This window comes from Sphingomonas nostoxanthinifaciens, from assembly GCF_019930585.1.
Lineage (GTDB): Bacteria > Pseudomonadota > Alphaproteobacteria > Sphingomonadales > Sphingomonadaceae > Sphingomonas_I > Sphingomonas_I nostoxanthinifaciens.
Map to the genome: position 1 here is coordinate 3,516,274 of NZ_CP082839.1, position 24,059 is coordinate 3,540,332.

18 protein-coding genes are annotated in these 24,059 nt (G+C 69.5%); 5 read left to right on the forward strand and 13 right to left on the reverse strand.

The window, feature by feature from the left end; translation table 11 throughout:
* Positions 1 to 18: 18 nt before the first annotated feature.
* Together K8P63_RS16740 and K8P63_RS16745 are read right to left on the reverse strand one after the other, a co-directional pair.
* On the reverse strand, positions 19 to 684 hold the full coding sequence (locus K8P63_RS16740; RefSeq protein ID WP_223797139.1) for a CoA transferase subunit B: 666 nt from the start codon (positions 682 to 684) through the stop codon (positions 19 to 21).
* On the reverse strand, positions 684 to 1,394 hold the full coding sequence (locus K8P63_RS16745; protein WP_223797140.1) for a CoA transferase subunit A: 711 nt from the start codon (positions 1,392 to 1,394) through the stop codon (positions 684 to 686). Before K8P63_RS16745 ends, K8P63_RS16740 begins: the two co-directional genes overlap by 1 nt.
* A gap of 85 nt (positions 1,395 to 1,479) precedes the next feature.
* Between K8P63_RS16745 and K8P63_RS16750 the strand changes: the two genes are divergently transcribed.
* The 4 genes from K8P63_RS16750 to K8P63_RS16765 all read left to right on the forward strand — a co-directional run bounded on the left by K8P63_RS16750 (position 1,480) and on the right by K8P63_RS16765 (position 11,314).
* The gene (locus K8P63_RS16750; protein WP_223797141.1) at positions 1,480 to 2,610 is read left to right on the forward strand and encodes an aminotransferase class I/II-fold pyridoxal phosphate-dependent enzyme; all 1,131 of its coding nucleotides are present in this window, start codon (positions 1,480 to 1,482) and stop codon (positions 2,608 to 2,610) included.
* 141 nt (positions 2,611 to 2,751) lie between these two features.
* Positions 2,752 to 4,740: an autotransporter assembly complex protein TamA gene (locus K8P63_RS16755; protein ID WP_223797142.1), complete on the forward strand. Its 1,989-nt coding sequence runs from the start codon at positions 2,752 to 2,754 to the stop codon at positions 4,738 to 4,740.
* Entirely contained in the window at positions 4,740 to 8,900 is a 4,161-nt protein-coding gene (locus K8P63_RS16760; RefSeq protein ID WP_223797143.1) for a translocation/assembly module TamB domain-containing protein, read from the forward strand. Before K8P63_RS16755 ends, K8P63_RS16760 begins: the two co-directional genes overlap by 1 nt.
* Before the next feature lie 5 nt (positions 8,901 to 8,905).
* The gene (locus K8P63_RS16765) at positions 8,906 to 11,314 is read left to right on the forward strand and encodes a GH92 family glycosyl hydrolase (RefSeq protein ID WP_223797144.1); all 2,409 of its coding nucleotides are present in this window, start codon (positions 8,906 to 8,908) and stop codon (positions 11,312 to 11,314) included.
* Positions 11,315 to 11,357: 43 nt separating this feature from the next.
* Here the strand turns inward: K8P63_RS16765 and K8P63_RS16770 are convergent, their stop codons facing one another.
* The 4 genes from K8P63_RS16770 to putA form a co-directional block, all read right to left on the reverse strand.
* Positions 11,358 to 12,476 (reverse strand): BaiN/RdsA family NAD(P)/FAD-dependent oxidoreductase, encoded by a 1,119-nt coding sequence (locus K8P63_RS16770; protein WP_263282734.1) that lies wholly within the window; start codon positions 12,474 to 12,476, stop codon positions 11,358 to 11,360.
* Between the two features lie 167 nt (positions 12,477 to 12,643).
* Positions 12,644 to 12,823 carry a hypothetical protein gene (locus K8P63_RS16775; RefSeq protein WP_223797146.1) on the reverse strand — a complete coding sequence of 60 codons (180 nt, stop codon included), beginning with the start codon at positions 12,821 to 12,823 and terminating at the stop codon, positions 12,644 to 12,646.
* Positions 12,824 to 12,831: 8 nt separating this feature from the next.
* The gene (locus tag K8P63_RS16780) at positions 12,832 to 14,457 is read right to left on the reverse strand and encodes an NAD(P)/FAD-dependent oxidoreductase (protein WP_223797147.1); all 1,626 of its coding nucleotides are present in this window, start codon (positions 14,455 to 14,457) and stop codon (positions 12,832 to 12,834) included.
* 159 nt (positions 14,458 to 14,616) lie between these two features.
* Entirely contained in the window at positions 14,617 to 17,718 is a 3,102-nt protein-coding gene (putA, locus tag K8P63_RS16785; protein WP_223797148.1) for a bifunctional proline dehydrogenase/L-glutamate gamma-semialdehyde dehydrogenase PutA, read from the reverse strand.
* Between the two features lie 209 nt (positions 17,719 to 17,927).
* On the opposite strand from putA, the gene K8P63_RS16790 reads away from it, so the two are divergent.
* Complete coding sequence (locus K8P63_RS16790) at positions 17,928 to 18,560, forward strand: RBBP9/YdeN family alpha/beta hydrolase (RefSeq protein WP_223797149.1); 633 nt, start codon at positions 17,928 to 17,930, stop codon at positions 18,558 to 18,560.
* 9 nt (positions 18,561 to 18,569) lie between these two features.
* Here K8P63_RS16790 and K8P63_RS16795 read toward each other — a convergent pair whose 3' ends face one another.
* The 7 genes from K8P63_RS16795 to K8P63_RS16825 all read right to left on the reverse strand — a co-directional run bounded on the left by K8P63_RS16795 (position 18,570) and on the right by K8P63_RS16825 (position 24,049).
* Positions 18,570 to 19,913 carry a PQQ-dependent sugar dehydrogenase gene (locus K8P63_RS16795; RefSeq protein ID WP_223797150.1) on the reverse strand — a complete coding sequence of 448 codons (1,344 nt, stop codon included), beginning with the start codon at positions 19,911 to 19,913 and terminating at the stop codon, positions 18,570 to 18,572.
* 34 nt (positions 19,914 to 19,947) lie between these two features.
* Positions 19,948 to 20,841 (reverse strand): hemolysin family protein, encoded by an 894-nt coding sequence (locus tag K8P63_RS16800; protein WP_223797151.1) that lies wholly within the window; start codon positions 20,839 to 20,841, stop codon positions 19,948 to 19,950.
* Positions 20,842 to 20,915: 74 nt separating this feature from the next.
* Entirely contained in the window at positions 20,916 to 21,425 is a 510-nt protein-coding gene (ybeY, locus tag K8P63_RS16805; protein ID WP_223797152.1) for an rRNA maturation RNase YbeY, read from the reverse strand.
* 78 nt (positions 21,426 to 21,503) lie between these two features.
* Positions 21,504 to 21,677 (reverse strand): hypothetical protein, encoded by a 174-nt coding sequence (locus tag K8P63_RS16810; protein ID WP_223797153.1) that lies wholly within the window; start codon positions 21,675 to 21,677, stop codon positions 21,504 to 21,506.
* Positions 21,674 to 21,844 (reverse strand): hypothetical protein, encoded by a 171-nt coding sequence (locus K8P63_RS16815; protein ID WP_223797154.1) that lies wholly within the window; start codon positions 21,842 to 21,844, stop codon positions 21,674 to 21,676. The genes K8P63_RS16810 and K8P63_RS16815 overlap by 4 nt, the downstream gene beginning before the upstream one ends.
* A 109-nt stretch (positions 21,845 to 21,953) precedes the next feature.
* Positions 21,954 to 22,691 (reverse strand): DsbA family protein, encoded by a 738-nt coding sequence (locus tag K8P63_RS16820; RefSeq protein WP_223797155.1) that lies wholly within the window; start codon positions 22,689 to 22,691, stop codon positions 21,954 to 21,956.
* Positions 22,688 to 24,049: a M48 family metalloprotease gene (locus K8P63_RS16825; protein ID WP_223797156.1), complete on the reverse strand. Its 1,362-nt coding sequence runs from the start codon at positions 24,047 to 24,049 to the stop codon at positions 22,688 to 22,690. Before K8P63_RS16825 ends, K8P63_RS16820 begins: the two co-directional genes overlap by 4 nt.
* Positions 24,050 to 24,059 lie beyond the last annotated feature (10 nt).

Genomic DNA, 24,059 nt, shown 5'->3' on the forward strand with positions numbered 1-24,059 from the left:
GACCAAGGCTATCGTGGCTCAGCCCTGGTCGGGCCGCACCTCGTAGCGGGCGCTCGTCTTGGCGGCGACCTCGTCGGCGGTGACGCCCGGCGCCAGCTCGATCAGCGCGAACGGGCTGGCATGATCGGGGCGGGCGAAGACGCACAGATCGGTCACGATCATGTCGACCACGTTGCGGCCGGTCAGCGGCAGCGTGCAGGCGGGGATGAACTTGGGGCTACCGTCCTTGGCGACATGCTCCATCACGACGATGATCTTCTTCACCCCGGCGACGAGGTCCATCGCCCCGCCCATGCCCTTCACCATCTTGCCGGGGATCATCCAGTTGGCGATGTCGCCGCCCTCGGACACCTCCATCGCGCCGAGCACGGCGAGGTCGATATGGCCGCCGCGGATCATCGCAAAGCTGTCGGCGCTGGAAAAATAGCTGGTCTGCGGCAGCTCGGAGACGGTCTGCTTGCCGGCGTTGATGAGGTCGGCGTCCTCCTCGCCGGCATAAGGGAACGGGCCGATGCCGAGCATGCCGTTCTCGCTCTGCAGCGTCACCTCGACGCCCGGCGGCACATGGTTGGCGACGAGCGTCGGGATGCCGATGCCCAGATTGACGTAGAAGCCGTCGCGCAGCTCGCGCGCGGCGCGGGCCGCCATGTCGTCGCGCGTCCAGCCCTTGGTATCTTCGGCCATCACACCGTCTCCCGCTGGCGCACGGTGCGCTGCTCGATCTTCTTGTCGTAGGGCGCGCCGAGGATCAGCCGGTTGACGTAGATGCCGGGCAGATGGATCGCATCGGGATCGAGGCTGCCGACCGGCACGATCTCCTCCACCTCCGCCACGCACACCTTGCCGCAGGTGGCGGCGGGCGCGTTGAAGTTGCGCGCGGTCTTGCGGAAGATCAGGTTGCCGCTTTCGTCCGCCTTCCAGCCCTTGATGATGGCGAGATCGGCGACGATGCCGCGCTCGAGGATATAGTCCTCGCCGTCGAACGTGCGTGCTTCCTTGCCCTCGGCCACCGCGGTGCCGACGCCGGTCTTGGTATAGAAGCCGGGAATGCCCGCGCCGCCCGCGCGCATCCGCTCGGCGAGCGTACCCTGCGGGCAGAATTCCACCTCCAACTCGCCCGACAGATATTGGCGCTCGAACTCCTTATTCTCGCCGACGTAGCTGGAAATCATCTTGGCGACCTGCTTCGTGCGCAGCAGCTTGCCGATCCCTTCATTGTCGATGCCGGCATTGTTGGAGGCGAAGGTGAGCCGCGTCACGCCCGCCGCCTGGATCGCCTCGATCAGCCGCTCGGGCAGGCCGCACAGGCCGAAGCCGCCGCTGGCGATCGTCATGCCGTCGAACAGCACGCCGTCCAGCGCCGCCGTCGCATCCGCGTACACCTTGCGTGCCATGCGTTCCGCTCTCCGATTTTGTGCGGTGCACATGGCAAGGACGGCAGCTCTTGTCCATCGCGCAGCGCGACCGTAGCGAGCGTGGATGGTCGCCGAAATCGAACCCTTCCACGCCATCGCCATCAGCCGCCTCGCCCACCGCATGTCGGCGGCGGGCGAGCCGGTGATCCACATGGAATTCGGCCAGCCCTCGACCGGCGCGCCCGCCGTCGCGATCGAAGCCGCGCACCGCATCCTCGACACCGACGGCATGGGCTATTGGGAAAGCCCCGGCCTGAAGGCGCGGATCGCGCACCATTATGCCGAGGCCTATGGCGTCGCGGTCGATGCCGAGCAGGTGATCCTCACCTGCGGCGCCTCGCCCGCCTTCGTGCTGGCCCTGTCGTGCCTGTTCCGGCCGGGTGCGCGCATCGCCTTCGCCCGGCCCGGCTACGTCGCCTACCGCAACACGGTGAAGGCCCTCTATCTGGAGCCGATCGAGCTGCCGTGCGGGCCGGCCGAGCGCTTTCAGATCACCGCGGCCGCGCTGGAGGCGCTCGATCCGGCGCCCGATGGGCTGATCCTCGCCAGCCCGGCCAACCCGACCGGCACGATCATCTCGGACGAGGAGATGGCCGCGATCGCCGCCGTGTGCGCGCGACGCGGCATCCGGATCGTCTCCGACGAAATCTATCATGGGCTGAGCTATGTCGGCCCGGTCCATTCGATGCTGGAGCACGCGCCCAACGCGCTGATCGTCAACAGCTTCTCCAAATATTTCAGCATGGCGGGCTGGCGGCTCGGCTGGCTGGTGGTGCCGCCCGCCATGATCGACATCGCGCGGGCGCGGATGGGGGCGCTGTTCCTGACGCCGCCCAGCCTCGCCCAGCATGCCGGGCTGATCGCGTTCGACGCGCGCGACGAACTCGAAGGCCATGTCGCGACCTATGCGCGCAATCGCCAGTTGATGCTGGCGGCGCTTCCGGCACTCGGCCTGCAGCGGATCGCGCCGCCCGACGGCGCCTTCTACATCTATGCCGACGTCGGCCACCTGACCAACGACAGCCTCGCCATGTGTGAGACATTGCTGCGTGAAACCGGCGTCGCGACGGCGCCCGGGCGCGATTTCGATCCGGTCGACGGCCATCGCTTCATGCGCTTCAGCTTCGCCGTCTCCACCGATCGGGTCGAGGATGCCATCGCGCGGATGGAGCCGTGGTTCGCCCGCCAGGGATAGGTGCTGCGGCGCGGAACCCGTCGCGTAATCCGCCGTTTAGTGCGCCGGGGCAACAATTTGACCAGCAGCACGATTTCTCTTCCCTGCGCCGCGCGCTCTCGCCTCGTTGCAGGCATCCACACGGTATTTGCGATCGGCGCATTGGCCGCCGCTAGCGCGTCCGCTCAGAAACCGACCCCCGCCAGCCCGCCGCTCGACGACCGCGCGTTCAACGAAGCGCTGCCGCCGCTGGAGGCCACCGCTCCGCCACCGGCGCCCGCCGCAACGGCTTCGCCCGCGACGGTGGTCGATCCCGCGCCGGCCGACCTGACCACGCCGCTCCCCCCGCTCGCGACCTTCGATCCGACCCCGCCGGCGCAGACCGCCGCGCAGGCCGCCGCCTCGGCCAAGCCGAGCGCGGTCCGCTACGAGGTGCAGATTTCGGGCATGAAGGCGATCGGGGTCGAGCCGCGCTTCAAGGAATTGTCCGCTTTGCTGCACGACGGCAAGAAGGCCGCCAATGCCGCGCAGATCCGCGCGCGCGCCGCCGAGGACGAGGAACTCGCCAAGCGGCTGCTGACGTCCGGAGGCTATTTCGACGGCACCGCACGCGCAGCCGTGCCCGCCGCCGCCGCGCCGGGGCAGGCGATCCCGGTCACGGTCACCGCAGTACCGGGCAACCAATATCATCTCCGCTCGATCACGCTGACCGGCCTGGCGCCCGAGCCGCACCGGCTGGCGACCGAGGCGTTCAGCGCGCATGTCGGCGACCCGATCGTGGCGCAGAACATCGAGGATGCCGAGGCGCATATCTCGCTGCATCTGCCCGAGCAGGGCTATCCGTTCGTCAAGGTCGGCCAGCGCGACATCCTGCTCGACGACGTCCAGCCGGTCGGCGACTATACCCTGCCGGTCGATGCGGGCACCAAGTCAAGCTTCGGCACGCTGCGCACGGTCGGCGATCCGGTCTTCACGATCGACCATCTGCTGGTCTTCCCGCGCTTCGAACGCGGCCAATTATACGACAGCCGCAAGGCGGACGACCTGCGCCAGGCGCTGATCGGCACCAGCCTGCTCTCCACCGCCTCGGTCGAGCCGGTGCCGACCGGCGTCATCGCGCCCGACGGCACGCAGATCGTCGACGTGCTGGTGCGGCAGGAGCGCGGACCGTCGCGCACCCTGTCGGGCAGCGGCGGCTACGGCACCGGCGAAGGCATCAAGCTGGTCGGCGAGTGGCAGAACCGCAATTTCTTCCCGCCCGAAGGCGCGCTGATCCTCGACGCGACCGCCGGCACGCAGCAGCAGGCGCTGGCCGCCACCTTCCGCCGCTCCGACGCGGGCCTGCGCGACCGCACCTTCCAGACCGGGCTGGCCGTCAGCCGGCAACGGTTCGCCGCCTATAGCGCGGACACGGTCGACCTTTCCGCCAGCCTCGCGCGCCAGTCGACGCCGATCTGGCAGAAGGTGTGGACCTATTCGGCGGGCGTCGACCTGAGCGTCTCGCGCGAAAACCCGTTCGACCCGAGCGACCTTCAGCATCCCAAGGCGACCTATTATCTCGCCAGCCTGCCGCTGCAGGTCGGCTATGATCGGTCGGACAGCCTGCTCAATCCGACCCACGGCTTCCGCATCAGCGCCAAGGTGACGCCGACCGCACAGAAGCAGAATGGCGGCGGCTTCGACAAATATCTCAACATGCTGGCCGACACGAGCGGCTATTACCCGATCGGCGGCAGCCTCGTGCTGGCGGCGCGCGCACGGGTCGGCTCGATCATCGGCGCCAGCCGCCACGATATCGCGCCGTCGCGGCGGCTGTATTCGGGCGGCGGCGGATCCGTGCGCGGCTTCGGCTATCAGCAGCTCGGGCCGAAGGACGAGAACAACAATCCGATCGGCGGCCGCAGCCTCACCGAATTCGCGTTCGAGGCGCGCTACCGCTTCGGCAATTACGGCATCGTACCGTTCCTCGACGCCGGCCGCGTCGGCGAAAGCTCGATGCCCAGCGTGTCGGGGATGCGCTACGGCGCGGGCATCGGCGCGCGTTATTACACCAATTTCGGGCCGATGCGGTTTGACATCGCGACGCCGCTCGGCCGCAAGCCCGGCGAATCCAAGGTCGCGATCTATATCTCGATCGGGCAGGCGTTCTGATGGCGCTGCGGATCGCCAAATGGATCGGCATCGCGCTGGCGGCACTCGTACTGCTGGTCGTGGTCGTCGTGCTCGGGCTTAATACGTCGGCCGGCAAGCGCTTCCTCGTCGATCGGCTGGCGGGCTTCCAGACCGCGTCGGGCATCTCGGTCCACACCAGCCGGATCGAGGGCTCGATCTATGGGCGGATGGTGCTGCGCGATCTCGACGTGCGCGACGCGCAGGGCTCGTTCCTCACCTCGCCCGCGCTGACGGTCGACTGGCGGCCGTTTGCCTACCTCCATTCCAAGATCGACGTGCGCGAGCTGTCGGCCGGGCTTGTCACCTTCATCCGCAAGCCGGTGCTGAAGCCGACCCCGCCCTCGCCGCCCGGCACGCCGACCTTGCCCGACATCGACCTGACGCTCGGCCGGATGAAGATCGATCGTTTCGTGCTGGAGGCGCCGGTGACCGGCCAGCGCCACATCGTCAGCATGGTCGGATCGGCGACGATCGCCAACGGGCGCGCGCAGATCAACACCGATGCCGCCGCGATCCGCGCGATCGGCGTGGCCGGCGGCGACCGGCTCCACCTGATGCTCGACGCGGTGCCCGATGCCAACCGCTTCGCGCTCGACGCGCATGTGTCCGCGCCGAAAGGCGGCGTGCTCGACAGCTATGCGAAGCTCGGCCGCCCGATCGACCTGACCGTCGGCGGCAAGGGCGACTGGGCGCACTGGCAGGGCAAGGCCACCGGCCTGCTCGGCACCGATCGGCTGGCCGACCTGACGGTCGACGGCGCCAATGGCGACTTCCACACGACCGGATCGGTGCGGCCCGGCCTGATCCTGACCGGGCCGGCGGCGCGGCTGACCGAGCCTGCGATCACGATCGACCTGCGCACCAAGCTCGCCAATCGCAGCATCGACACGACGCTTGCCGCGCATTCGGATGCGCTGGCGGTAAAGGCGGCGGGCCTGATCGACCTCGCCAACAGCCGTCTCGGCAATTTCCACGTCGATGCGGCGCTGCTGACGCCCGGCGTGATCGCACCCAACGTGCGCGGCCGCGACGTCAAGCTGTCGGCCACGCTCGACGGACCGTTCGCGACACCGACCGTCGACTATAAGGTTTCCGCCGCCGCGATCGGCTTCGGCGCCACCGGGGTCAGCCGCCTCGATGTCGAGGGCAAGGCGAAGATCGACGCCAACCGCATCACCGTGCCGGTGCACGCCACTGCGGGCGCGGTCACCGGCGTCAATGCGGCGGCGGGCAGCCTGCTCACCCACCTGCGGCTCGACGGCGACATCGCCTATGAGAATGGCAAGGTCGCGACTGACAATCTGCGCGTCCGCTCCGACCGGGTCGACGCGACCGCGATCATCCTCGCCGATCTGGCGAAGGGCAAATATACCGGCGCGCTGAAGGGTCGCGTCAACGATTACGAGGTGAACGGTCTCGGTCGCATCGACCTGACGACCGACGCCAAGCTGGTGCCTGGCATCAACAACGGCTTCGCCATCGCCGGCAAGGTCAAGATCGTCACGCGCCGGTTCGACAATGCCAGCGTGCGCGACCAGCTCGGTGGCAACGCGCTGATCACCGCCGACGTCGGCTACGATCTCGCCGGCGGCGCCACGCTGCGCAACCTGCGCCTGACCGCGCCCAAGCTCCGCATCACCGGCGGCGCGGGCGGCTATCGCCCGGACGGGCGCATCCGCTTCCACGCGGTCGGCCAGTCGGCCGCCTACGGGCCGTTCACGCTCGACGCGGGCGGCACGATCGCCAAGCCGGTCGCGCGGCTTGTTGCCGCCCGGCCGGGGCTCGGCGCAAGCGTCACCGGGCTCGAGGCGACGCTGCAAGGCACCGCGGCGGGCTATCGCGTGCAGGCGCGTGGCCAATCGGCCTATGGGCCGTTCGCCGCCGACGTGACGATCCGCACCGGCAAGGGGCCGATGGCGTTCGACATCGCGCAGGCGACCTTTGCCGGGATCCGCTTCGGCGGCAGCGTCGTGCAGACCGCGGCGGGGCCGTTCGCCGGGCTGCTGACGCTCAACGGGTCGGGGCTCAACGGCACGGTGCGGCTGGCGGCGGTCGGCAAGGCGCAGCAGGCGATCGTCGACGTGCGCGCGCAGGCGGCCAAGCTGCCCGGGCCGATGCTGGTCACGATCGGCAGCGGGCGCATCCAGGCGACCGCCTTGCTGCCTTCGGGCGGCACGCCGTCGGTCACAGGCAGCTTCGCGCTGAGCGACGTGCGCTACGGCACGACCGCGCTCGCCCGCGCGCAGGGCAAGATCGACTATCGCAACGGCGCCGGCTCGGTCCAGCTCGTCGCCAACGGACAGGCCGGCGCACCGTTCGACGTCGCGGCGCAGGCGACATTGAGCCCGACGCGCGTCATCGCCAACCTGCGCGGCACGGTCAACGGCATCGCCATCCGCCTCGCCCAGCCGGCGATCGTCACCAAGGCCGGCGCCGCCTGGACGCTCCAGCCCGCCACCATCGTCCTGCCGCAGGGCCAGATCGACCTGAGTGGCAGCTACGGCACCGCGCCGCGCCTCCACGCCGTGATCCGCAACCTCGATCTGTCGATCAGCGAGGCGTTCATGCCCGCGCTCGGCCTCGGCGGCGCGGCATCGGGCACGGTGGATTATGTCGGCGGCGGCACGGTGCCCGACGTGCGCGCGCGCATCGACGTCAACGGCTTCAGCCGAACCGCCGCGCTCACCGTCTCCGATCCGGTCGACATCGCGCTGCTCGCCACGCTCAACCAGAATGGCGGCGACGCGCGCGCGATCATCCGCCGGCAGGGCGCGACGGTCGGGCGGCTGCAGGCGCGCCTCGCGCCGCTCGGCGCGGGCGCGAGCCTGACCGAACGACTGATGGGTGCGCCGCTGTCGGGCGGCATCCGCTATAACGGGCCGGCCGAGGTGCTGTGGACGCTGACCGGCATCGCCAAGCAGCAATTGTCCGGCCCGATCGCGATCGGCGCCGATTTCGGCGGGCGCGTCAGCCAGCCGACCGTCACCGGCATCATCCGCGCGAGCACGCTCCGCTACGAGAACGGCACCTACGGCACGTTGCTGACCAATATCGCGATCGACGGCCGCTTCACCCAGGCGCAGTTCCAGCTCAACAGCCTCACCGCGCGCGCCGGCAAGGGCACGCTCTCGGCCAGCGGCAATGTCGGCATCGCCGCGGCCAGCGGCTTCCCGATCGACGTGACGGCGAAGCTCGACAATGCCCAGCTCGCGCATGGCGACGATATCGACGCGACCGTGTCGGGCTCGCTCCACGTCACCAACAGCAAGGCCAATGGCGGGCTGGTGCAAGGCGACCTCACGATCCCCGAGGCGCGCTACGCGATCGTCAAGCAGGGGGCCGCCGCGGTGCCGGTGCTGACCGGCGTGCGCCGCAAGGGCGTGCAGCCGCCCGCCGCCGGTGAGGCCGACGCGCTGCCGAGCAACTGGAAGCTCGACATCCGCCTGCGCGCCGACAATCGCATCTTCGTCTCGGGCATGGGGCTGGAGGCGGAGTGGCGCACCGACATGCACGTCACCGGCACCAGCACCGCGCCGCAGATCACCGGCAAGCTGGAGGTGGTGCGCGGCACGTTCAGCTTCGCCAGCCGCCGGTTCGATCTCGATCACGGCGTCATCACCTTCCAGGGCGCGCAGTTCACCAATCCCGCGCTCGACATCGCCGCATCGACCACGGTGGAGGGCGTCACCGCGACGATCAACATTGGCGGTTATGCGCAGGCGCCGCAGATCAGCTTCACCTCGACGCCGACCTTGCCGCAGGACGAGGTGCTGTCGCGACTGCTGTTCGGCAGTTCGGTGACCTCGCTGTCGCCGACGCAGGCGATCCAGCTCGCCGCCGCGCTCAACTCGCTGCGCGGCTCGGGCGGCGGCGGGCTGAACCCGCTCGGCAAGTTGCGCAGCGTGGCGGGGATCGACCGGCTGCGCGTGCTGGGCGCGGACAAGTCGACCGGGCAGGGCACGTCGCTGGCAGCCGGCAAGTATATCTCGAACAACGTCTATGTGGAGATCGTCACCGATGCGCGCGGCTTCACCGCGACGCAGCTGGAAATCTCCCTGTCAAAGGCGCTAAGCGTACTCAGCCAGACCGGATCGTTCGGCGGATCGAACGTCGCGCTGCGCTACAAGAAGGATTATTGACGAGGGTGAGCAAGAGGATCGTCGCCGCCGCCGGGTTCGCCCTCCTCGCCCCCTCGCTCATCGCCGCCCCGCCGCCGGTCGCGGATCCGGCCGCACGCGTCAACGTGTTCGTCGGCACCACCAATCGCGGGCCGGGCGTCGTCAATGGCGGCAACGTCTTCCCCGGCGCGGTGCTGCCGTTCGGCATGGCGTCCTTCTCGCCGGTCGAGACGCCGCTGCCGGGCAAGGCGATGCCGGTGCCGGGCGCGGGCGGCTACGAATGGCGGGCGAACGGCATCCAGGGCTTCAGCCTGACCCACGTCTCGGGCACGGGCTGCGCCGGCACCAACGGCGATATCCCGTTCATGCCGATCACCGGCGGCGTTAGCATGTCGCCCGCCGCGGTCGAGGCGGCGACGCGCTATGCCAGCCTGTTCGCGCATGCCGACGAACATGCCTCGCCCGGCGCCTATGACGTCGCGCTCGACAATGGCGTGAAGGTGGAATTGGGCGCGACATTGCGCACCTCGGTCGGCCGCTTGACCTGGCCGAAGGACAAGCGCGCCGCCCTGCTGATCCGCACGTCGGACAGCGCGGTCGGCAGCAACGATGCGGCCATCACGATCGACGCCGCGCATCGCACCGTCGCGGGCTCGGTTTCCAGCGGCAATTTCTGCGGCACGCTCGCCCCCGATCGGCGCCAGAGCTATTATACGTTGCACTTCGTCGCGATGTTCGACCGGCCGTTCACGGTCGGCGGCACGTGGACCGACCGCGTCGTCACCAAGGGTGCGACCAGCGCGCACGGCGGCACCACCTATGGCAGCGAGGGCGCGCCTCCCGGCGACAAGGGTTCGGGCGGCTGGATCACGTTCGACGCGAAGGACGGCGCGCCCGTCACCGTGCGCATCGGCATCTCCTATGTCGACGAGGCCGGTGCGCGCGCCAATCTCGCCGCCGAAGCGCCCGACGGCACGACGCTGGAGACGGTGCGCGCCTCGGCCAAGGCCGCGTGGAACGACTGGCTCGGCCGCATCCGCGTCGCCGGCGGCACCGACGAGCAGCAGGCGGTGTTCTACACCGCGCTCTACCACGCGCTCTCCGCGCCGAACCTCAACAGCGACGTCGACGGACGCTATCGCGGCTTCGACAAGCAGGCGCATCCGCTCAGCCCCGGCCAGCACGCCCAGTACGTCAATTATTCCGGATGGGACGTCTATCGCGGGCAGGTGCAGTTGCTCACCCTGCTCGATCCGCAGCTCGGCTCCGATTTCGCGCAGTCGCTGCTCAACCAGGCCGACCAGAATGGTGGCGTGTGGGATCGCTGGACGCACATCACCGGCGCGACCGGGGTGATGAACGGCGACCCCTCGCCGCAGACGCTGGCGGCGATCCGCGCGTTCGGCGGCGTCCGCTTCGATCTCAAGCGCGCTTACGCCTCGCTGCTCAAGGCGGCGACGGTGCCGACGCCGGGCGACCTGTCCAAGACCGGCTGCCCGGTGCTGTGCGTCGGTCAGCGACCCGGCCTCGATCGCTGGCTGTCGCTCCATTACATGCCGGTCGGCGCGCCCGGCTGGGGTGGTGCCGCCGACACGCTGGAGATGACCGCCGCCGATTTCGGGCTGAGCGAACTGGCGCTGCAGGCCGGCGACCGCGCCAACGCCGCACGGATGCGCGCGCGCTCGGGCTGGTGGCGCAACCTCTACAATCCCCGGGCGACGCCCGAGGCGGGCTATATCCAGCCGCGCAACGCCGACGGCAGCTGGCCGAAGTTCGATCCCGCCGACGACGACGGCTTCGTCGAGGGCAGCGGCGCGCAATATCTGTGGATGGTGCCGTTCGATCCGGCCGGGCTGTTCGCGGCGATGGGCGGGCGCGACGCTGCGCTGAAGCGGCTCGACGGGCTGTTCCACGACGAGACGGGTGCGCTCGCCGTCACGCGCGCGGGCGACCTGCACGCCGAGATGGCGAACGAGCCCTCGATCGGCGCGCCGTGGCTCTACAATTTCCTCGGACAGCCGTGGCAGGCGCAGGCGGCCTTGCGCGAGACGTTGGTGAAATTGTGGGACACCAGGCCCGACGGCCTGCCGGGCAATGACGATCTCGGCACGATGTCGGCCTGGTATGTGTGGAGCGCGCTCGGCCTGTATCCGCTCTATCCGGGTCGCGCCGAACTGATGCTGGCGGGGCCGCTGTTCGACGAGGCGGTGGTTACGCGCGCGGGCGGCAAGACGATCACCATCCGCGCCGCGGGCGCCGCGACCGACGCACCCTATGTGCAGGGGCTGACGGTGAACGGCCGGCCGCACGCCGCATCGTGGCTGGGGCCGGACTTCATCGCCAAGGGCGGGACGCTCGACTTCACGCTAGGCGCGACGCCGAACAAGAGCTGGGGCGTGCGCGACCTGCCACCCTCGTTCGGGCCGAAGCTGTAGCCCACTCCGTGCTCCTGCGAACGCAGGAGCACCGCGGCGCGCGTCACAACGCCTGCGCGCAGGCCCAGCCGCTCGCCCATGCCCACTGGAAATTATAGCCGCCAAGCCAGCCGGTGACGTCCACCGCTTCTCCGATCGCGTAGAGGCCGGGCACGCTCCGCGCCTCCATCGTCTGCGACGACAGGCCGGCGGTGGCGATGCCGCCGACCGTCACCTCCGCCTTGGCGAAGCCCTCGCTGCCGTTGGGCGTGAACGGCCAGCGGGCGAGGCGATGCTCGGCCTCGGCCAGCTTCGCGTCGGGCAGGTTGGCGAGCTCGCCGTCGAGCCCGATCCGCTCGGCGAGCGCGACCGCGAGCCGCTCGGGTAGGTCCAGCGCGCGGCGCAAGGTCGTGCGCGGGTTGGCGCGCTTGGCGGCGCGCAGCCAGCCCTCGTCGCGGCCGGGCTGGAAGTCGATCGCGATCCCCGCGCCGTTCCGCCAGTAGGACGAGATCTGCAGGATCGCCGGGCCGGATAGGCCACGATGGGTGAACAAGGCCGCCTCGCGGAACGCCGCCTTGCCGCAATGCGCCACCACCTCGGCGGCGACCCCCGACAACTCGCGGAACAACAGGTCCGCGCCGCCGAGCGTCAGCGGCACCAACGCCGGGCGCGGCTCGACCACCTTGAGCCCGAAGCGGCGCGCGAGATCGTAGGCGAAGCCGGTTGCGCCGAGCTTGGGGATCGACGGGCCGCCGGTCGCGATCACCAGAGCCGGCGCCACGACAGTACGCGCGCCGAGCGTCATGACGAAGCGCGCGTCGCGATGCTCGATCGCGCCCGGCGCGGAGCCCAGCGCCAGCTCGACCTGGCCGGCGGCGCATTCGTCCAGCAGCATGTCGACGATCTGCGCCGCCGATCCGTCGCAGAAGAGCTGGCCGAGCGTCTTTTCGTGCCAGGCGATGCCGTGACGATCGACCAAAGCGATGAAATCCTCCGCTTGGTAGCGGCCGAGCGCCGACTTGGCGAAATGCGGATTGGCCGAGAGGTAGCGATCGGGCGCGGTATGGAGGTTGGTGAAGTTGCACCGCCCGCCGCCGGAGATCAGGATCTTCTTGCCCGGCCGATCGGCATGATCGACCAGCAGCACGCGCCGGCCGCGCTGCCCGGCCTGCGCCGCGCACATCAGCCCGGCCGCGCCCGCGCCGAGGATGATCGCGTCAAAGGTCGATGAAGCAGGCAACGGCATCTCTCAACCCATTGGTCATCCCGGCGCAGGCCGGGATCCAGTCCGGCAGCTCGGGCCTGGACCCCGGCCTGCGCCGGGGTGACGGCAGACCTCGCGCAATCCGCTCAGTGCAGCTTGGCGATCGACAGGCCGTCGAGCTTGGCGCGCTCCTTGACCGATTCCTCGCTCCGGGTGAGCGCCTTGGCGATCGCCTTCAGCGCCATGCCCTTCTTGGCGAGCGTGTGCAGTTTCTGGATCTCGTCCTGCCGCCACGGCTGGCGGTGTCGTTCGAAGCGTTCGGCCATGCCCGCTCCTACGCCGCCGCGGCGGTGGCGTCACCGCCGATGATGCTGCGCGCGACCGCCTCGGCCACCTTGATGCCGTCGATCGCGGCCGAGAGGATGCCGCCGGCATAGCCCGCGCCCTCGCCCGCCGGGAACAGGTTGGCGGTGTTGAGGCTCTGGAAATCGCTGCCGCGCGTGATCCGCACCGGCGAGGAGGTGCGCGTCTCCACGCCGGTCATCACCGCGTCGGGATCGTCGTAGCGCGCGATCTGGCGGCCGAACACCGGCAGCGCCTCGCGCAACGCCGCCACCGCGAACGGCGGCAGGATCGCGGCGAGATCGGTCGGCGTGACGCCGGGCTTGTAGGAGGGCTGCACCACCTCGAACGCGGTCGACGGCCGGCCGGCGAGGAAATCGCCGACGCGCTGACCCGGCGCGAAATAGCCGCCGCCGCCGGCCGCAAAAGCCGCGCTCTCCAGCTTGCGCTGGAGCTCGATGCCCGCCAGCGGGTGGCCCGGAAAATCGCGCGCCGGATCGATGCCGACGACGAGGCCCGAATTGGCGTTGAACTCGGCGCGCGAATATTGGCTCATGCCGTTGGTGACAACGCGCCCCTCCTCCGATGTCGCGGCGACGACGCGCCCGCCGGGGCACATGCAGAAGCTGTAGACGGTGCGCGCATCGGCGCAGTGGTGCGACAACGTATAGGCCGCCGCGCCCAGATCGGGGTGGCCCGCGCACGGGCCGAAGCGCGCGCGATCGATCCACGATTGCGGATGCTCGATCCGCACGCCGATCGAGAAGGGCTTGGCCTCGACATGCACCCCGCGCGCGTGGAGCATGGCGAAGGTGTCGCGCGCGCTATGGCCGATGGCGAGGACCACCCGGTCCGCCGCCAGATAGCCGCCATCGTGCAGGTGCAGGCCGCGCACGGCGTGATCCGCGTCGAAATCCAGATCGACCACCCGCGTCCCGAACCGATATTCGCCGCCGAGGCTCTCGATCGTCGCGCGCATGCGCTCGACCATCGTGACCAGCCGGAAGGTGCCGATGTGCGGATGCGCCTCGGTCAGGATCTCGGGCGGGGCGCCGGCCTTGACGAACTCGGTCAGCACCTTGCGGCCGAGATGGCGCGGATCCTTGATCTGGCTCCACAATTTGCCGTCGGAGAAGGTGCCCGCGCCGCCCTCGCCAAACTGGACGTTGCTTTCGGGCGCCAGCTCGGAGCGGCGCCACAGCCCCCACGTATCCTTCGTGCGCTGGCGCACCATCGTACCGCGATCGAGGATGATCGGGCGAAACCCCATCTGCGCGAGGACGAGCCCGGCGAGCAGCCCGCACGGCCCGGCGCCGATCACCACCGGGCGCGGCGCCCCTTCGGGAGCACGGGCGACGAAGCGGTAGTCGGTGTCGGGCGTCGGCCGCACGTGCGGGTCGCCGGCCAGCCGGGCGAGGACCGCCGCCTCGTCGCGCAATGTCACGTCGATCGAATAGACGAGCAGGATCGCGCTCTTCTTGCGCGCATCATTGGCGCGCCGCGCGATCTCCCACGCGAGCAGATCGCCGGGCGCGATGCCCAGCCGCGCGACGATCGCCTGCGGGATCGCGCCCGCCGCATGATCGAGCGGCAGCTTCAGTTCGGACAGGCGGAGCATCGGGGTGCATCTAGACGGTCGCCCGCGCTCAGGGAACCTCGCGCGACGAGGCCGCGTCATCGTCATCCCGGCGCAGGCCGGGATCCAGGGCGGCGGGCGAGGGCATTTGCAGCCCTGGACCCCGGCCTGCGCCGGGGTGACGGCAGATGAGTTGGACGCCTACAGGTTGAGCAACGCCGGATCGCCGCCCTGCGCGGTGATGTTGACCGACAGCGCGCGCTCGGTCGCGAAGCGCAGCAGCGAGTGCGGGCCGCCCGCCTTCGGGCCGGTGCCCGACAGGCCCTCACCGCCGAACGGCTGCACGCCGACCACCGCGCCGATGATCGAGCGGTTGACGTAGACGTTGCCGGCCGGAACGAGATCGCGCACCTCGCGCGCGAAGCGTTCGATGCGGGTGTGGACCCCCAGCGTCAGGCCGTAGCGGCGCGCGGCGAGCGTGCCGGCGACCTTCTCCAGATCGGCCGGATCGTAGCGGTAGATGTGCAGGATCGGGCCGAACACCTCGCGTTCGAGGAAGTCGGGGCGCGGCACCTCGGCGATGATGGGGCCGAAATAACTGCCCTTCTCACCCCAGCGACCGGGGTCGAGCCGCGCCACGATCTTGGCCTCGCGCTCCAGCCGCGCGACATGCGCGTCCAGCAAGGCGCGCGCATCGGCGTCGATCACCGGGCCGACATCGGTCGCGGGATCGGCGGGGTCGCCCACCACCAGCACGTCGAGCGCGCCCGCGAGGGTGGCGATCAGTTCGTCCGCAGAATCCTGGGGCAAGAAGAGGACCCTGAGCGCGGAACAACGCTGCCCCGCCGAACCGATCGCCGATACTATGACGTCGTCGACGACCTGTTCCCGCAGCGCGGTCGTGTCGACGAACAGCCCGTTGAGGCCGCCGGTTTCGGCGATGAACGGCAGGATCGGTCCGTCGCGATTGGCCAATGTGCGGTTGATCGCACGCGCCGTATCGGTGCCGCCGGTGAAGGCGACGCCGTCGATGCCGTCATGCGCCGTCAGGGCCGCGCCGACGGTCGCGCCGTCGCCGGGCAGCAGCGCGAGCAGGTCGGGATCGAGCCCGGCCTTGTGGAACTGGCGCACCGCCTCCGCCGCGACGAACGGCGTCTGTTCGGCGGGTTTGGCGAGCACGGCATTGCCCGCCGCCAGCGCCGCCGCCACCTGGCCGGTGAAGATCGCCAGCGGGAAATTCCACGGGCTGATGCAGGCGAAGGTACCGCGCCCGCGCAGCTCGAGCTGGTTGGTCTCACCGACCGGGCCCTGCAGCGTCTCCAGCCCGGCGAACTGCTTTTCCGCCAGCGCCGCATAATAACGGCAGAAATCGACCGCCTCGCGCACCTCGGCGACGCCGTCATTGAGCGTCTTGCCGGCCTCGCGCGACAGCAGGGCGACCAGCCGGTCCATGTCGGCTTCCAGCGCATCGCCCATCGCGCGCAGCACGACGGCGCGGCCGACGCCACCCTTGGCATCCCATGCGGGCTGGGCGCGCGCGGCGCGCGCGGCGGCCTCGTCGATATCGGCCGGCGACGCTTCGGACACCCCGCCGATCAGGATCGTCTTGTCGACCGGGCTCATCAGCGGCTTGGCGCCGACGCCCTTGAGCAGGCGCCCGCCGACGATCGGCCCGGCGGTCAGCGTCTCGGCGGCGATGCCGCTCGTGGCGCGCTGCGCCACTTCGCGCGCGGCGCGCACCGAATAATCGCGGCCGAGCGGATTGCGCCGCTGCGGCCCGTAAATCTCCGCCGGCAGCGGGATGCGCGGATGCGCGAACGGCCGCGCCTCGATCTCGGCGATCGGATCGCGCACCACATCCTCGGCCGGGACGCGATCGTTCAGCAGCGCGTGGACGAAGCTGGTGTTGGCGCCATTCTCGAGCAGGCGACGCACCAGATAGGGCAGCAATTCCTCATGCCCGCCCACCGGCGCATAAGCGCGCAGCACGGCGTTGTTCGAGCCTGCCGCCTTGTAGAGCGCCTCGCCCATGCCGTGCAGGCGCTGATGCTCGATCCGCGTGGCGGCGCGCGCGCCCATCAGCCGCACCGCCGCCAGCGTGTGGGCGTTGTGCGTCGCGAATTGCGGGTAGAGCGCGGGCGCCGCCTTGATCAGCGCGTCGGCGCAGACGAGGTAGGACAAATCGGTGCCGGGCTTGGTGGTGAACACCGGATAGCCCGGGCGACCGGCCACCTGCGCGCGCTTGATCTCGCTGTCCCAATAGGCGCCCTTGACGAGGCGGACCATGATGCGCCGGCCGCTATCCTCGGACAGCCGCTTCAGCGCCTCGATCACGGCGAGGCCGCGCTTCTGATAGGCCTGCACGACCACGCCGAGCCCGGTCCAGGTGCCGAGTTCGGGCTCGCGCGCCAGCCGGTCGATCAACTTGAGCGACAAGACGAGGCGATCCGCCTCCTCCGCGTCGATCGCGAAGTTGAGGTCGTGCTCGGCGGCGATCAGCGCCAGCCGCTTGATGCGCGGATAAAGCTCCGCCCAGACGCGCGCCTCCTGCACCGCCTCGTAGCGCGGGCTGAGTGCGGAGAGCTTGACCGACACGCCGTGGCCGTCCTCGGGCGCGGTGCCGGAGACACGCGCCTTGCCGACCGAGCGAATCGCATTCGCGTAGATCTGCTCGTATCGCTCGGCGTCGTGCGTCGTGCGCGCGCCTTCGCCCAGCATGTCGAACGAACAGAGATAGCCTTCCTTGCGCGCACGATTCAGCGCCGCATCGATGTTGCGGCCGAGCACGAACTGCTCGCCCATCATCCGCACCGCAGCCCCGACCGCCTGACGGATCACCGGCTCGCCGACGCGCTGGGTCAGCCGCTTGAGCCAGCCGCCGACGTCGCTCTTCGCCTCGTCGTCGACGTCGATCAGCTTGCCGGTCAGCATCAGGCCCCAGGTGGAAGCGTTGACGAACAGGCTGTCCGACTGGCCGAGATGCGCCGCCCAATCGGCCGAGCCTATCTTCTCGGCGATCAGCCGGTCGCGCGTGTCGGCGTCGGGCGTGCGCAGCAGCGCCTCGGCAAGGCACATCAGCGCCAGCCCCTCGCGCGTGCCGAGCGAGAATTGCTGGAGGAAGCTTTCGACCACGCCCTGGCGGTCGGCCGAGGCACGCGCGGCGCGTACCATCGTGGCGGCGGAGCGTTCGATCTCGCCGCGTTCGTCCTGCGTCAAAGGCGCATGCGCGAGCAGCGCCCGCAGCGATTCGCCCTCATCCTGATATTTGAGATCGTCGATCCGGTCCCAGTCGATCGCGGCCATGAAGCGTCCTGATTGAAGTTGGTTGCGGCGCATATAGCGGCTGCCGGACAAATCGCACGCGCCGATTCGGCGGCGTATCGATTGCGATCTTTGCAAAAGCCCGGCGCCCGTCGCGCAGATACGCCAACTGGCCGAATTATCGGCGGCCCCCGCTTGATCGCGAATCCCTACTACACCACTCTGGGTTCAAAGACGGAGCGGAGGCTCGCATGTTCGAAGAGGATCTTGGCCGCTCACCCTTGTGTCTGACCATTCCGGGGCTCGGCAATTCCGGGCCCGGCCATTGGCAGACAATCTGGGAGGCGGAGCGCGGCGATTGCGAGCGTATCGAGCTCGGCCTGTGGGACGACCCCAATCGCAATGTCTGGATGAGCCGCATCGATCAGGCGGTGAGCGCTGCGCCTGCCCCGGTCGTGCTGGTGGCGCACAGCCTCGGCTGCCTCGCGCTGGCGTGGTGGGCGAGCTTCGTCGGCGACGCGGCCGCGCATCGCGTGAAGGGCGCACTGCTGGTGGCGCCGCCCGACGTGGACCAGGCCGGCATCTGCCACCGTCTGGCGCGCTTCGCGCCGGCGCCGAAGATGGCGCTGCCTTTCCGTGCCATGCTCGTCGCCAGCCGCGACGATCCTTATGCGTCGATCGAGCGGTCGGCCGAGATGGCGGGCAATTGGGGCTGCACGTTCGTCGATGCGGGCGCGATCGGCCACATCAACGCGGCCTCGGGCCTCGCGGCATGGCGCGACGGGCAGGCGCTGCTCGACCGGTTGATCGACACGCCCTCGCCGGTCCGCCCGCTCGACCTGCCGCCGCCGCCCTCGGCGTGGCCGCACCGGCTGATGCGCTAGGCGAACGGGTCAGCGCGCGCTGACCCGCCAGACGGCGTTGCCGACATCGTCGGCCACCAGCAGCCCGCCGGCGCGATCGACCACGACGCCGACCGGGCGGCCATGCGCCTGTCCCTTGTCGTCGAGGAAGCCGGTCAGCACGTCGACCGGCTTGGCGGTCGGGCGGCCTTTCACGAAGGGCACGAACACCACCTTGTAGCCCGACGGCGGCTTGCGATTCCACGATCCGTGCTGGCCGATGAAGGCGCCGTTGGCGAAGGCCGGCCCGAGCTTCGCGCCTTCCGCGAAGGTCAGCCCCAGCGAGGCGGTATGCGCGCCGAGCCCGTAATCGGGCTTGATCACCGTTTCCTGCAGATTGTCGCCGTCCTCGTCCTTGGGCCGGCTGTCGACCACGCCGCCCCAATAATACCAGGGCCAGCCGTAGAAGCCGCCAAACTGCACCAGGGCGAGATAATCGGGCACGATGTCCGAGCCCAGCCCATCGCGTTCGTTCACCACCATCCAGAGCTGCTTGGTCTCGGGCTCCCACGCCATGCCGTTGGGATTGCGGATGCCATAGGCATAGGTGCGGTGCGCGCCGGTCTTGACGTCGACTTCCCAGATCCGCGCGCGCTCGACCTCGGCCTTCGCGCCGCGATCGCCGACGTTCGAGTTGGAGCCGATCGTGACGTACAGCTTGGTGCCGTCGGGGCTGGCGACGACGTTCTTGGTCCAGTGATGGTTGATCGGGCCGCCGGGCAGATCGAGCACCTTCTCCGGCCGCGCGGCGACGCTGGTCTGCCCCGGCGTGAAGGGTACGCGCAGCAGCGCATCGGTGTCGGCGATGTAGAGCTGGCCGCCGACCAGCGCCATGCCGAACGGCGAATTGAGCCCGCTCAGCAGCACGCTGCGGCTTTCCGCAATCCCGTCGCCGTCGGCATCGCGCAGCACGACGATCCGGTTGGGGCTCTGCCCGCCGGCGCCGGCCTGGCCCATGATCTTCTTCTCGATCCAGCCTTGGAAACCGCTGTTGTCCTCGGGCTTGGGCGGGGCGTTGGTTTCCGCCACCAGCACGTCGCCATTGGCGAGCGGCAGCAGCCAGCGCGGATGATCGAGCCCGGTCGCGAACGGCTGGACCTTCAGGCCGGCCGCGGGCGTCGGCATCTGCCCCTGCGCCCAGCCGATCGGCTTGGCGAGCTTGACCAGCGGGATCAGCCCGGTGCGCGGCTCGCCGATCTGGGGCTTGGTGCCCTGCCCGGCCGAAATGTCCAGCCGCGCGGTCTGCGCATTGTTGGAGATGACATAGGTCACCCCGCCCGCCACCACGGCGAGCAGGACGATCACGGCGAGGGCGATCAGGATACGCTTCAGCATGGCCGCGCAACGTCCTATGAGTGAAAAGGAGGCATCAATCGTCTTCGGGGCTGGTGGCGGGCGGATGGAGCCGCAGCCGCGTCACCCGGCGCGGATCGGCCGCCGTCACTTCAAGCCGCCAGCCGGAGGGATGCGTCACCGTCTCGCCCGCCTGAGGCACGTGGCCGGCAAGCACGGTCGCGAGACCGCCCAGCGTATCCACATCCTCGTCCACGTCCGCCAGCCGGGCGTCGACCGCATCGGCCGCCTCGTCCAGCTCGGTGCGTGCGTCGGCGTCCCAGATCCCGTCGATCAGCGGCACGAGGTTCGCCTGCGGCGCATCGTCATGCTCGTCCTCGATCTCGCCGACGATCTCCTCGACGATGTCCTCGATCGTCACCAGCCCCTCGGTGCCCGAATATTCGTCGAGTACGATCGCAAGGTGGGTGCGGTGGGTTCGCATCTCGGCCAGCAGATCAATGATCCCCATCGATTCGGGCACGTAGCGCGGCTGGCGGATCAGGCTGTCGAGCGTCTCCGGCGGCGCTTCGCCCTTGGCGAGGATCGCGAACACGTCCTTCACGTGGATCATGCCGACCACCTCGTCGAGGCTGTCGCGATAGACCGGCAGGCGACTGTGCCCCGCCTCGGCAAAGGCGGTGACGAGTTCGTGAAAGGCGATATCCTCCGGCACCGCGACGATGTCGGCGCGCGGCACGCCGACATCGCCGGCGGTGCGCTCGCCAAAGTCGAGCAGGTTCCGCAGCATCTGGCGCTCGGGGCTGGACAGGTCGCCTTTTACGGGGGCGTCGTCCTCATGCTCCTCGATCGCTTCCTCGATCTGGTCGCGCAGGGTGGGCTCGGCCTCGGTGCCGAACAGCAGGCCGCGGACTCCGGCCCAAAGGCGTCCGCTCCCGCTGTCGGCGCCGCTTCTACTGTCGTCGGGCATGGTTGGCGTTACGTGTCCTTCTTACGTCCCGCCCGATACAAGGTCACAAGCCTTCAGTCATCCCGGAACGTGCGTCACGCCTCGCGCACCATGTAAGGATCGGCGATGCCCAGCCGGGCGAGCGCGGCGCGCTCCATCTCCTCCATCGCCTCGGCCTCGTCCTCGCCGCGCTCGTGATCGAAGCCGAGCAGGTGGAGCATGCCGTGGACGACGAGATGGGTGGCATGATCCTGCAGGCTGACGCCCTTTTCCGCCGCCTCGCGTTCGGTGACGCCGTGCGCCAGCACGATGTCGCCCAGCAGCACCTCGCCATCGTCCGAATTGTCGAGCGTCTCGACCAGATCGTCCTGCACCATCGGGAAGGAGAGGACGTTGGTCGGCTTGTCCTTCTGCCGGTAATCGCGGTTGAGCGTGCGCACCTCCTCGTCGGAGGTCAGCCGAACCGACACTTCGGCGGTATAGTCGGCGGCGGCGATCGGGCCGTGTGGGCTGGCGATCAGCGCCGCCTCGACCGCGCGCGCGGCCAGCCCTTCCCAATCGAAGTCGGGCCAAGGTGCATCGAACGACGTTTCGGTTTGGATCATTGCGGCCCCGGCTGTGTCGACGTCGAATCGCGCAACGCCCGAGCGCGGTCAAGGGAGCCGCAGAGATCCCGGCCGGTATCAGTCGCGCCGGCGGTCGCACGATCCTTCCGCGGTCGGAATGCGCGACGCGACACGCCCGTGCTTCGAGCCGCGCCCGTCGCGCAGCACGGCGCGGGCATGCTCGATCACGGTGATGGCGAAGCCGATCACCGCGAGGCTGACCAGCGCGCCGAAGATCTGGAACGCGCTCATGCCGCCATCCTCCCGCCCGCTTCCATCGCCGCCGCCCGGCTGCGATATTCGCGCGCAAGCGACAGCAATTGCGTCCACAGCGCGGGATCGTAGGAGCCCGCGCATAGCCGTTCGCACCGCGCGGCCTCGCGCCGTAATGTTTGAATCTGCCAGTTCGTCGACTGCATGTTCGCCTCGCTCGAACCCCCGTGAGGATCGAGCTAAGGCCATCGGTTTGCGCGCGAATGTCGTTCTACGACGCAAACATGACGCGTCTGCAATGTTCGTTAACGCGCGTTAGCTTTTGCGCGCTGCGGCGATCGCTTGCGCCAGCGCATCATGGCCGACCGCGCCGCTCAACATGTGATCGCCGATGACGAAGGCGGGCGTCCCGGAGACGCTGAGCCGCTGGGCCAGCGCGATATTGGTGTCGATCTCGTGCTGGATGTCGGCGCCGCCGCGATCCGCCGTGGCGCGGCCAGTGTCGAGCCCGGCCTGCCGCCCGGCCGCGGCGAGGTGCGGATCGTCGGCGCGACCGCCGGCGAAGACCGCGCGATGGAAAGCGGGGTATCGATCCTGCTTGGCGGCGGCGAGCGCCAGCCGGGCGGCGACCTCGCTCTGCGGGCCGAGCACGGGGATCTCGCGCCACACCACCCTGAGCTTGGGATCCTCGGCGAGCAGCCGATCGATATCGGGCGCGCTCGCACGGCAATAGCCGCAGCTGTAATCGGTGAACATCACCAGCGTGACGTCGCCCTTTGGATTGCCGGCCCACGCGCCCGCGAACGGCGTCTCGATCGCGACGCGGTTGGCCGCGATGGCGTCGGCCGTCTCGCGTGCGCGCAGCCGCTCCATCGCCTGGGGAATGATCTCCGGATGGGCGAGGATGTAGTCGTGGATCACCGATTCGAGCGCGGCGCGATCCGGCGCCTGTTCGGCTGCGCGCGCGCCTGCCGCACCCAATGCGGCGCCTGCCAGTGCGGCGAAGCCCATGCCCGCCATTGCACGGCGGAGCCGCACCGTTCGATCGCTCATCGTCGCCTCTTCTTCTTCCCGCTGTCCTGCATGGTCAGCGCGATATCCTGTGCCCGCAGATAATCGGGCGTGCCGACCGGGATGCCGCGCAGCGCCATCTCGGCATTGGCGGCCGCGCGTTGCTGGTTGCCTTCGAGACTGTAGCGCTCCGCGCTCGCCAGATTGGCGCGCCCCTCGTCGCCCAGCCGGGTATAGATGAGCCCGAGATTATACCAGGCCTGCGGATTCTCGCCGTCGCGTTGCACCGCGACCTTCAACACCTGCTGTGCTTCCTTGAAATCGGCGGGATCCTCGGTCGCGACGAGCGCGTCGCCCAGCAGCGAGGCGATCAGCGGCGTGGAGCGCGATTGCGCCACCGCTTCGCGCAACGGCGGGATCGCCCGCTTCGGATCACCCGATTCGAGCAGAACCTGTCCCTTGAGCTCGAGGAAATAGGGATCGTGCGGCGCCTGGGCGAGCAGGTTGTCGATTTCCTCCTGCGCCTTCTGCGGATAGCCGCCGCGATGCCAGGCATAGGCACGCGCGTAACGCGCGGGCACGCTGTTGTTGCTCAGCGGGTAGCGATTGATCACGATCGGCGGATCTTCGAGATAGCCGACCAGCTTGGCCTTGATGCGCAGGAAACGCGCCTGATCGGCCGGGATGATCGGCGTATTCCAGTAAGGCGATTTCGCGAGGTCGACGCTCAGCACGGCAAGGCGATCGTCGGTCATCGGGTGGTCGACCGCATAAGGATCGATCTTGGTGAAGCTGGGCGTGAGGCGATATTCCTCCTGCTTCAGCTTCTCGAAGAAGCTGATCATGCCCTTGCCCGACAGATGCGCGTCGTTGAGATGGCGCACCGCCGAGGCGTCGGCACTGCCCTCGATCTGGCGGCCGTAGGCGAGGTATTTGCCCTCGGCTGCGGACTGACCGGCCATCATCGCCGCCATGCCCGCCTCGGGCGCGCCGGCGGCGATCGCAGCGGCGCCGAGCAGCAGGCTGAGCAGGGTTACGCGCGTCGCGGTGACCGCGGCGGCGTCGCCGCGCACCGCATCGCCGCCCTCGATATGGCCGAGCTCGTGCGCGATCACGCCCTGCAGCTCGCTGACGTCATCAGCGCGCTCGATCGTGCCCGAATTGATGTAGATGATCTGGCCGCCCGCGACGAACGCGTTGATCTCCGGATCGCGCACCAGCACCAGCTTGAGCGCGCCGGGGCTGAGGCCGGCGGATTTGGCCATGCCCGCCGAAATGTCCTGCAGGAACTGCTCGGTCTCGGCGTCGCGCAACACTTCCTGCGCGAGCGCCGGGCGCGCGCCGACGAGCAGCATGACCAGCGCGAACAGCAGATGGAGGACGCGGAATCGAGGATGCATGCCGCTCACC

Excerpts from the sequence above, each read along its gene's own strand:
- K8P63_RS16775 (WP_223797146.1), bottom strand. The coding sequence starts at position 12,823 with ATGGCCGAACGCTTCGAACGACACCGCCAGCCGTGGCGGCAGGACGAG.
- putA (WP_223797148.1), bottom strand. The coding sequence starts at position 17,718 with ATGGCCGCGATCGACTGGGACCGGATCGACGATCTCAAATATCAGGAT.
- K8P63_RS16820 (WP_223797155.1), bottom strand. The coding sequence starts at position 22,691 with ATGAGCGATCGAACGGTGCGGCTCCGCCGTGCAATGGCGGGCATGGGC.
- K8P63_RS16800 (WP_223797151.1), bottom strand. The coding sequence starts at position 20,841 with ATGCCCGACGACAGTAGAAGCGGCGCCGACAGCGGGAGCGGACGCCTT.
- K8P63_RS16750 (WP_223797141.1), top strand. The coding sequence starts at position 1,480 with ATGGTCGCCGAAATCGAACCCTTCCACGCCATCGCCATCAGCCGCCTC.
- K8P63_RS16810 (WP_223797153.1), bottom strand. The coding sequence starts at position 21,677 with ATGAGCGCGTTCCAGATCTTCGGCGCGCTGGTCAGCCTCGCGGTGATC.
- K8P63_RS16790 (WP_223797149.1), top strand. The coding sequence starts at position 17,928 with ATGTTCGAAGAGGATCTTGGCCGCTCACCCTTGTGTCTGACCATTCCG.
- K8P63_RS16815 (WP_223797154.1), bottom strand. The coding sequence starts at position 21,844 with ATGCAGTCGACGAACTGGCAGATTCAAACATTACGGCGCGAGGCCGCG.
- K8P63_RS16745 (WP_223797140.1), bottom strand. The coding sequence starts at position 1,394 with ATGGCACGCAAGGTGTACGCGGATGCGACGGCGGCGCTGGACGGCGTG.
- K8P63_RS16770 (WP_263282734.1), bottom strand. The coding sequence starts at position 12,476 with ATGTGCGCGGCGCAGGCCGGGCAGCGCGGCCGGCGCGTGCTGCTGGTC.
- K8P63_RS16740 (WP_223797139.1), bottom strand. The coding sequence starts at position 684 with ATGGCCGAAGATACCAAGGGCTGGACGCGCGACGACATGGCGGCCCGC.
- K8P63_RS16780 (WP_223797147.1), bottom strand. The coding sequence starts at position 14,457 with ATGCTCCGCCTGTCCGAACTGAAGCTGCCGCTCGATCATGCGGCGGGC.
- K8P63_RS16825 (WP_223797156.1), bottom strand. The coding sequence starts at position 24,049 with ATGCATCCTCGATTCCGCGTCCTCCATCTGCTGTTCGCGCTGGTCATG.
- K8P63_RS16760 (WP_223797143.1), top strand. The coding sequence starts at position 4,740 with ATGGCGCTGCGGATCGCCAAATGGATCGGCATCGCGCTGGCGGCACTC.
- K8P63_RS16795 (WP_223797150.1), bottom strand. The coding sequence starts at position 19,913 with ATGCTGAAGCGTATCCTGATCGCCCTCGCCGTGATCGTCCTGCTCGCC.
- ybeY (WP_223797152.1), bottom strand. The coding sequence starts at position 21,425 with ATGATCCAAACCGAAACGTCGTTCGATGCACCTTGGCCCGACTTCGAT.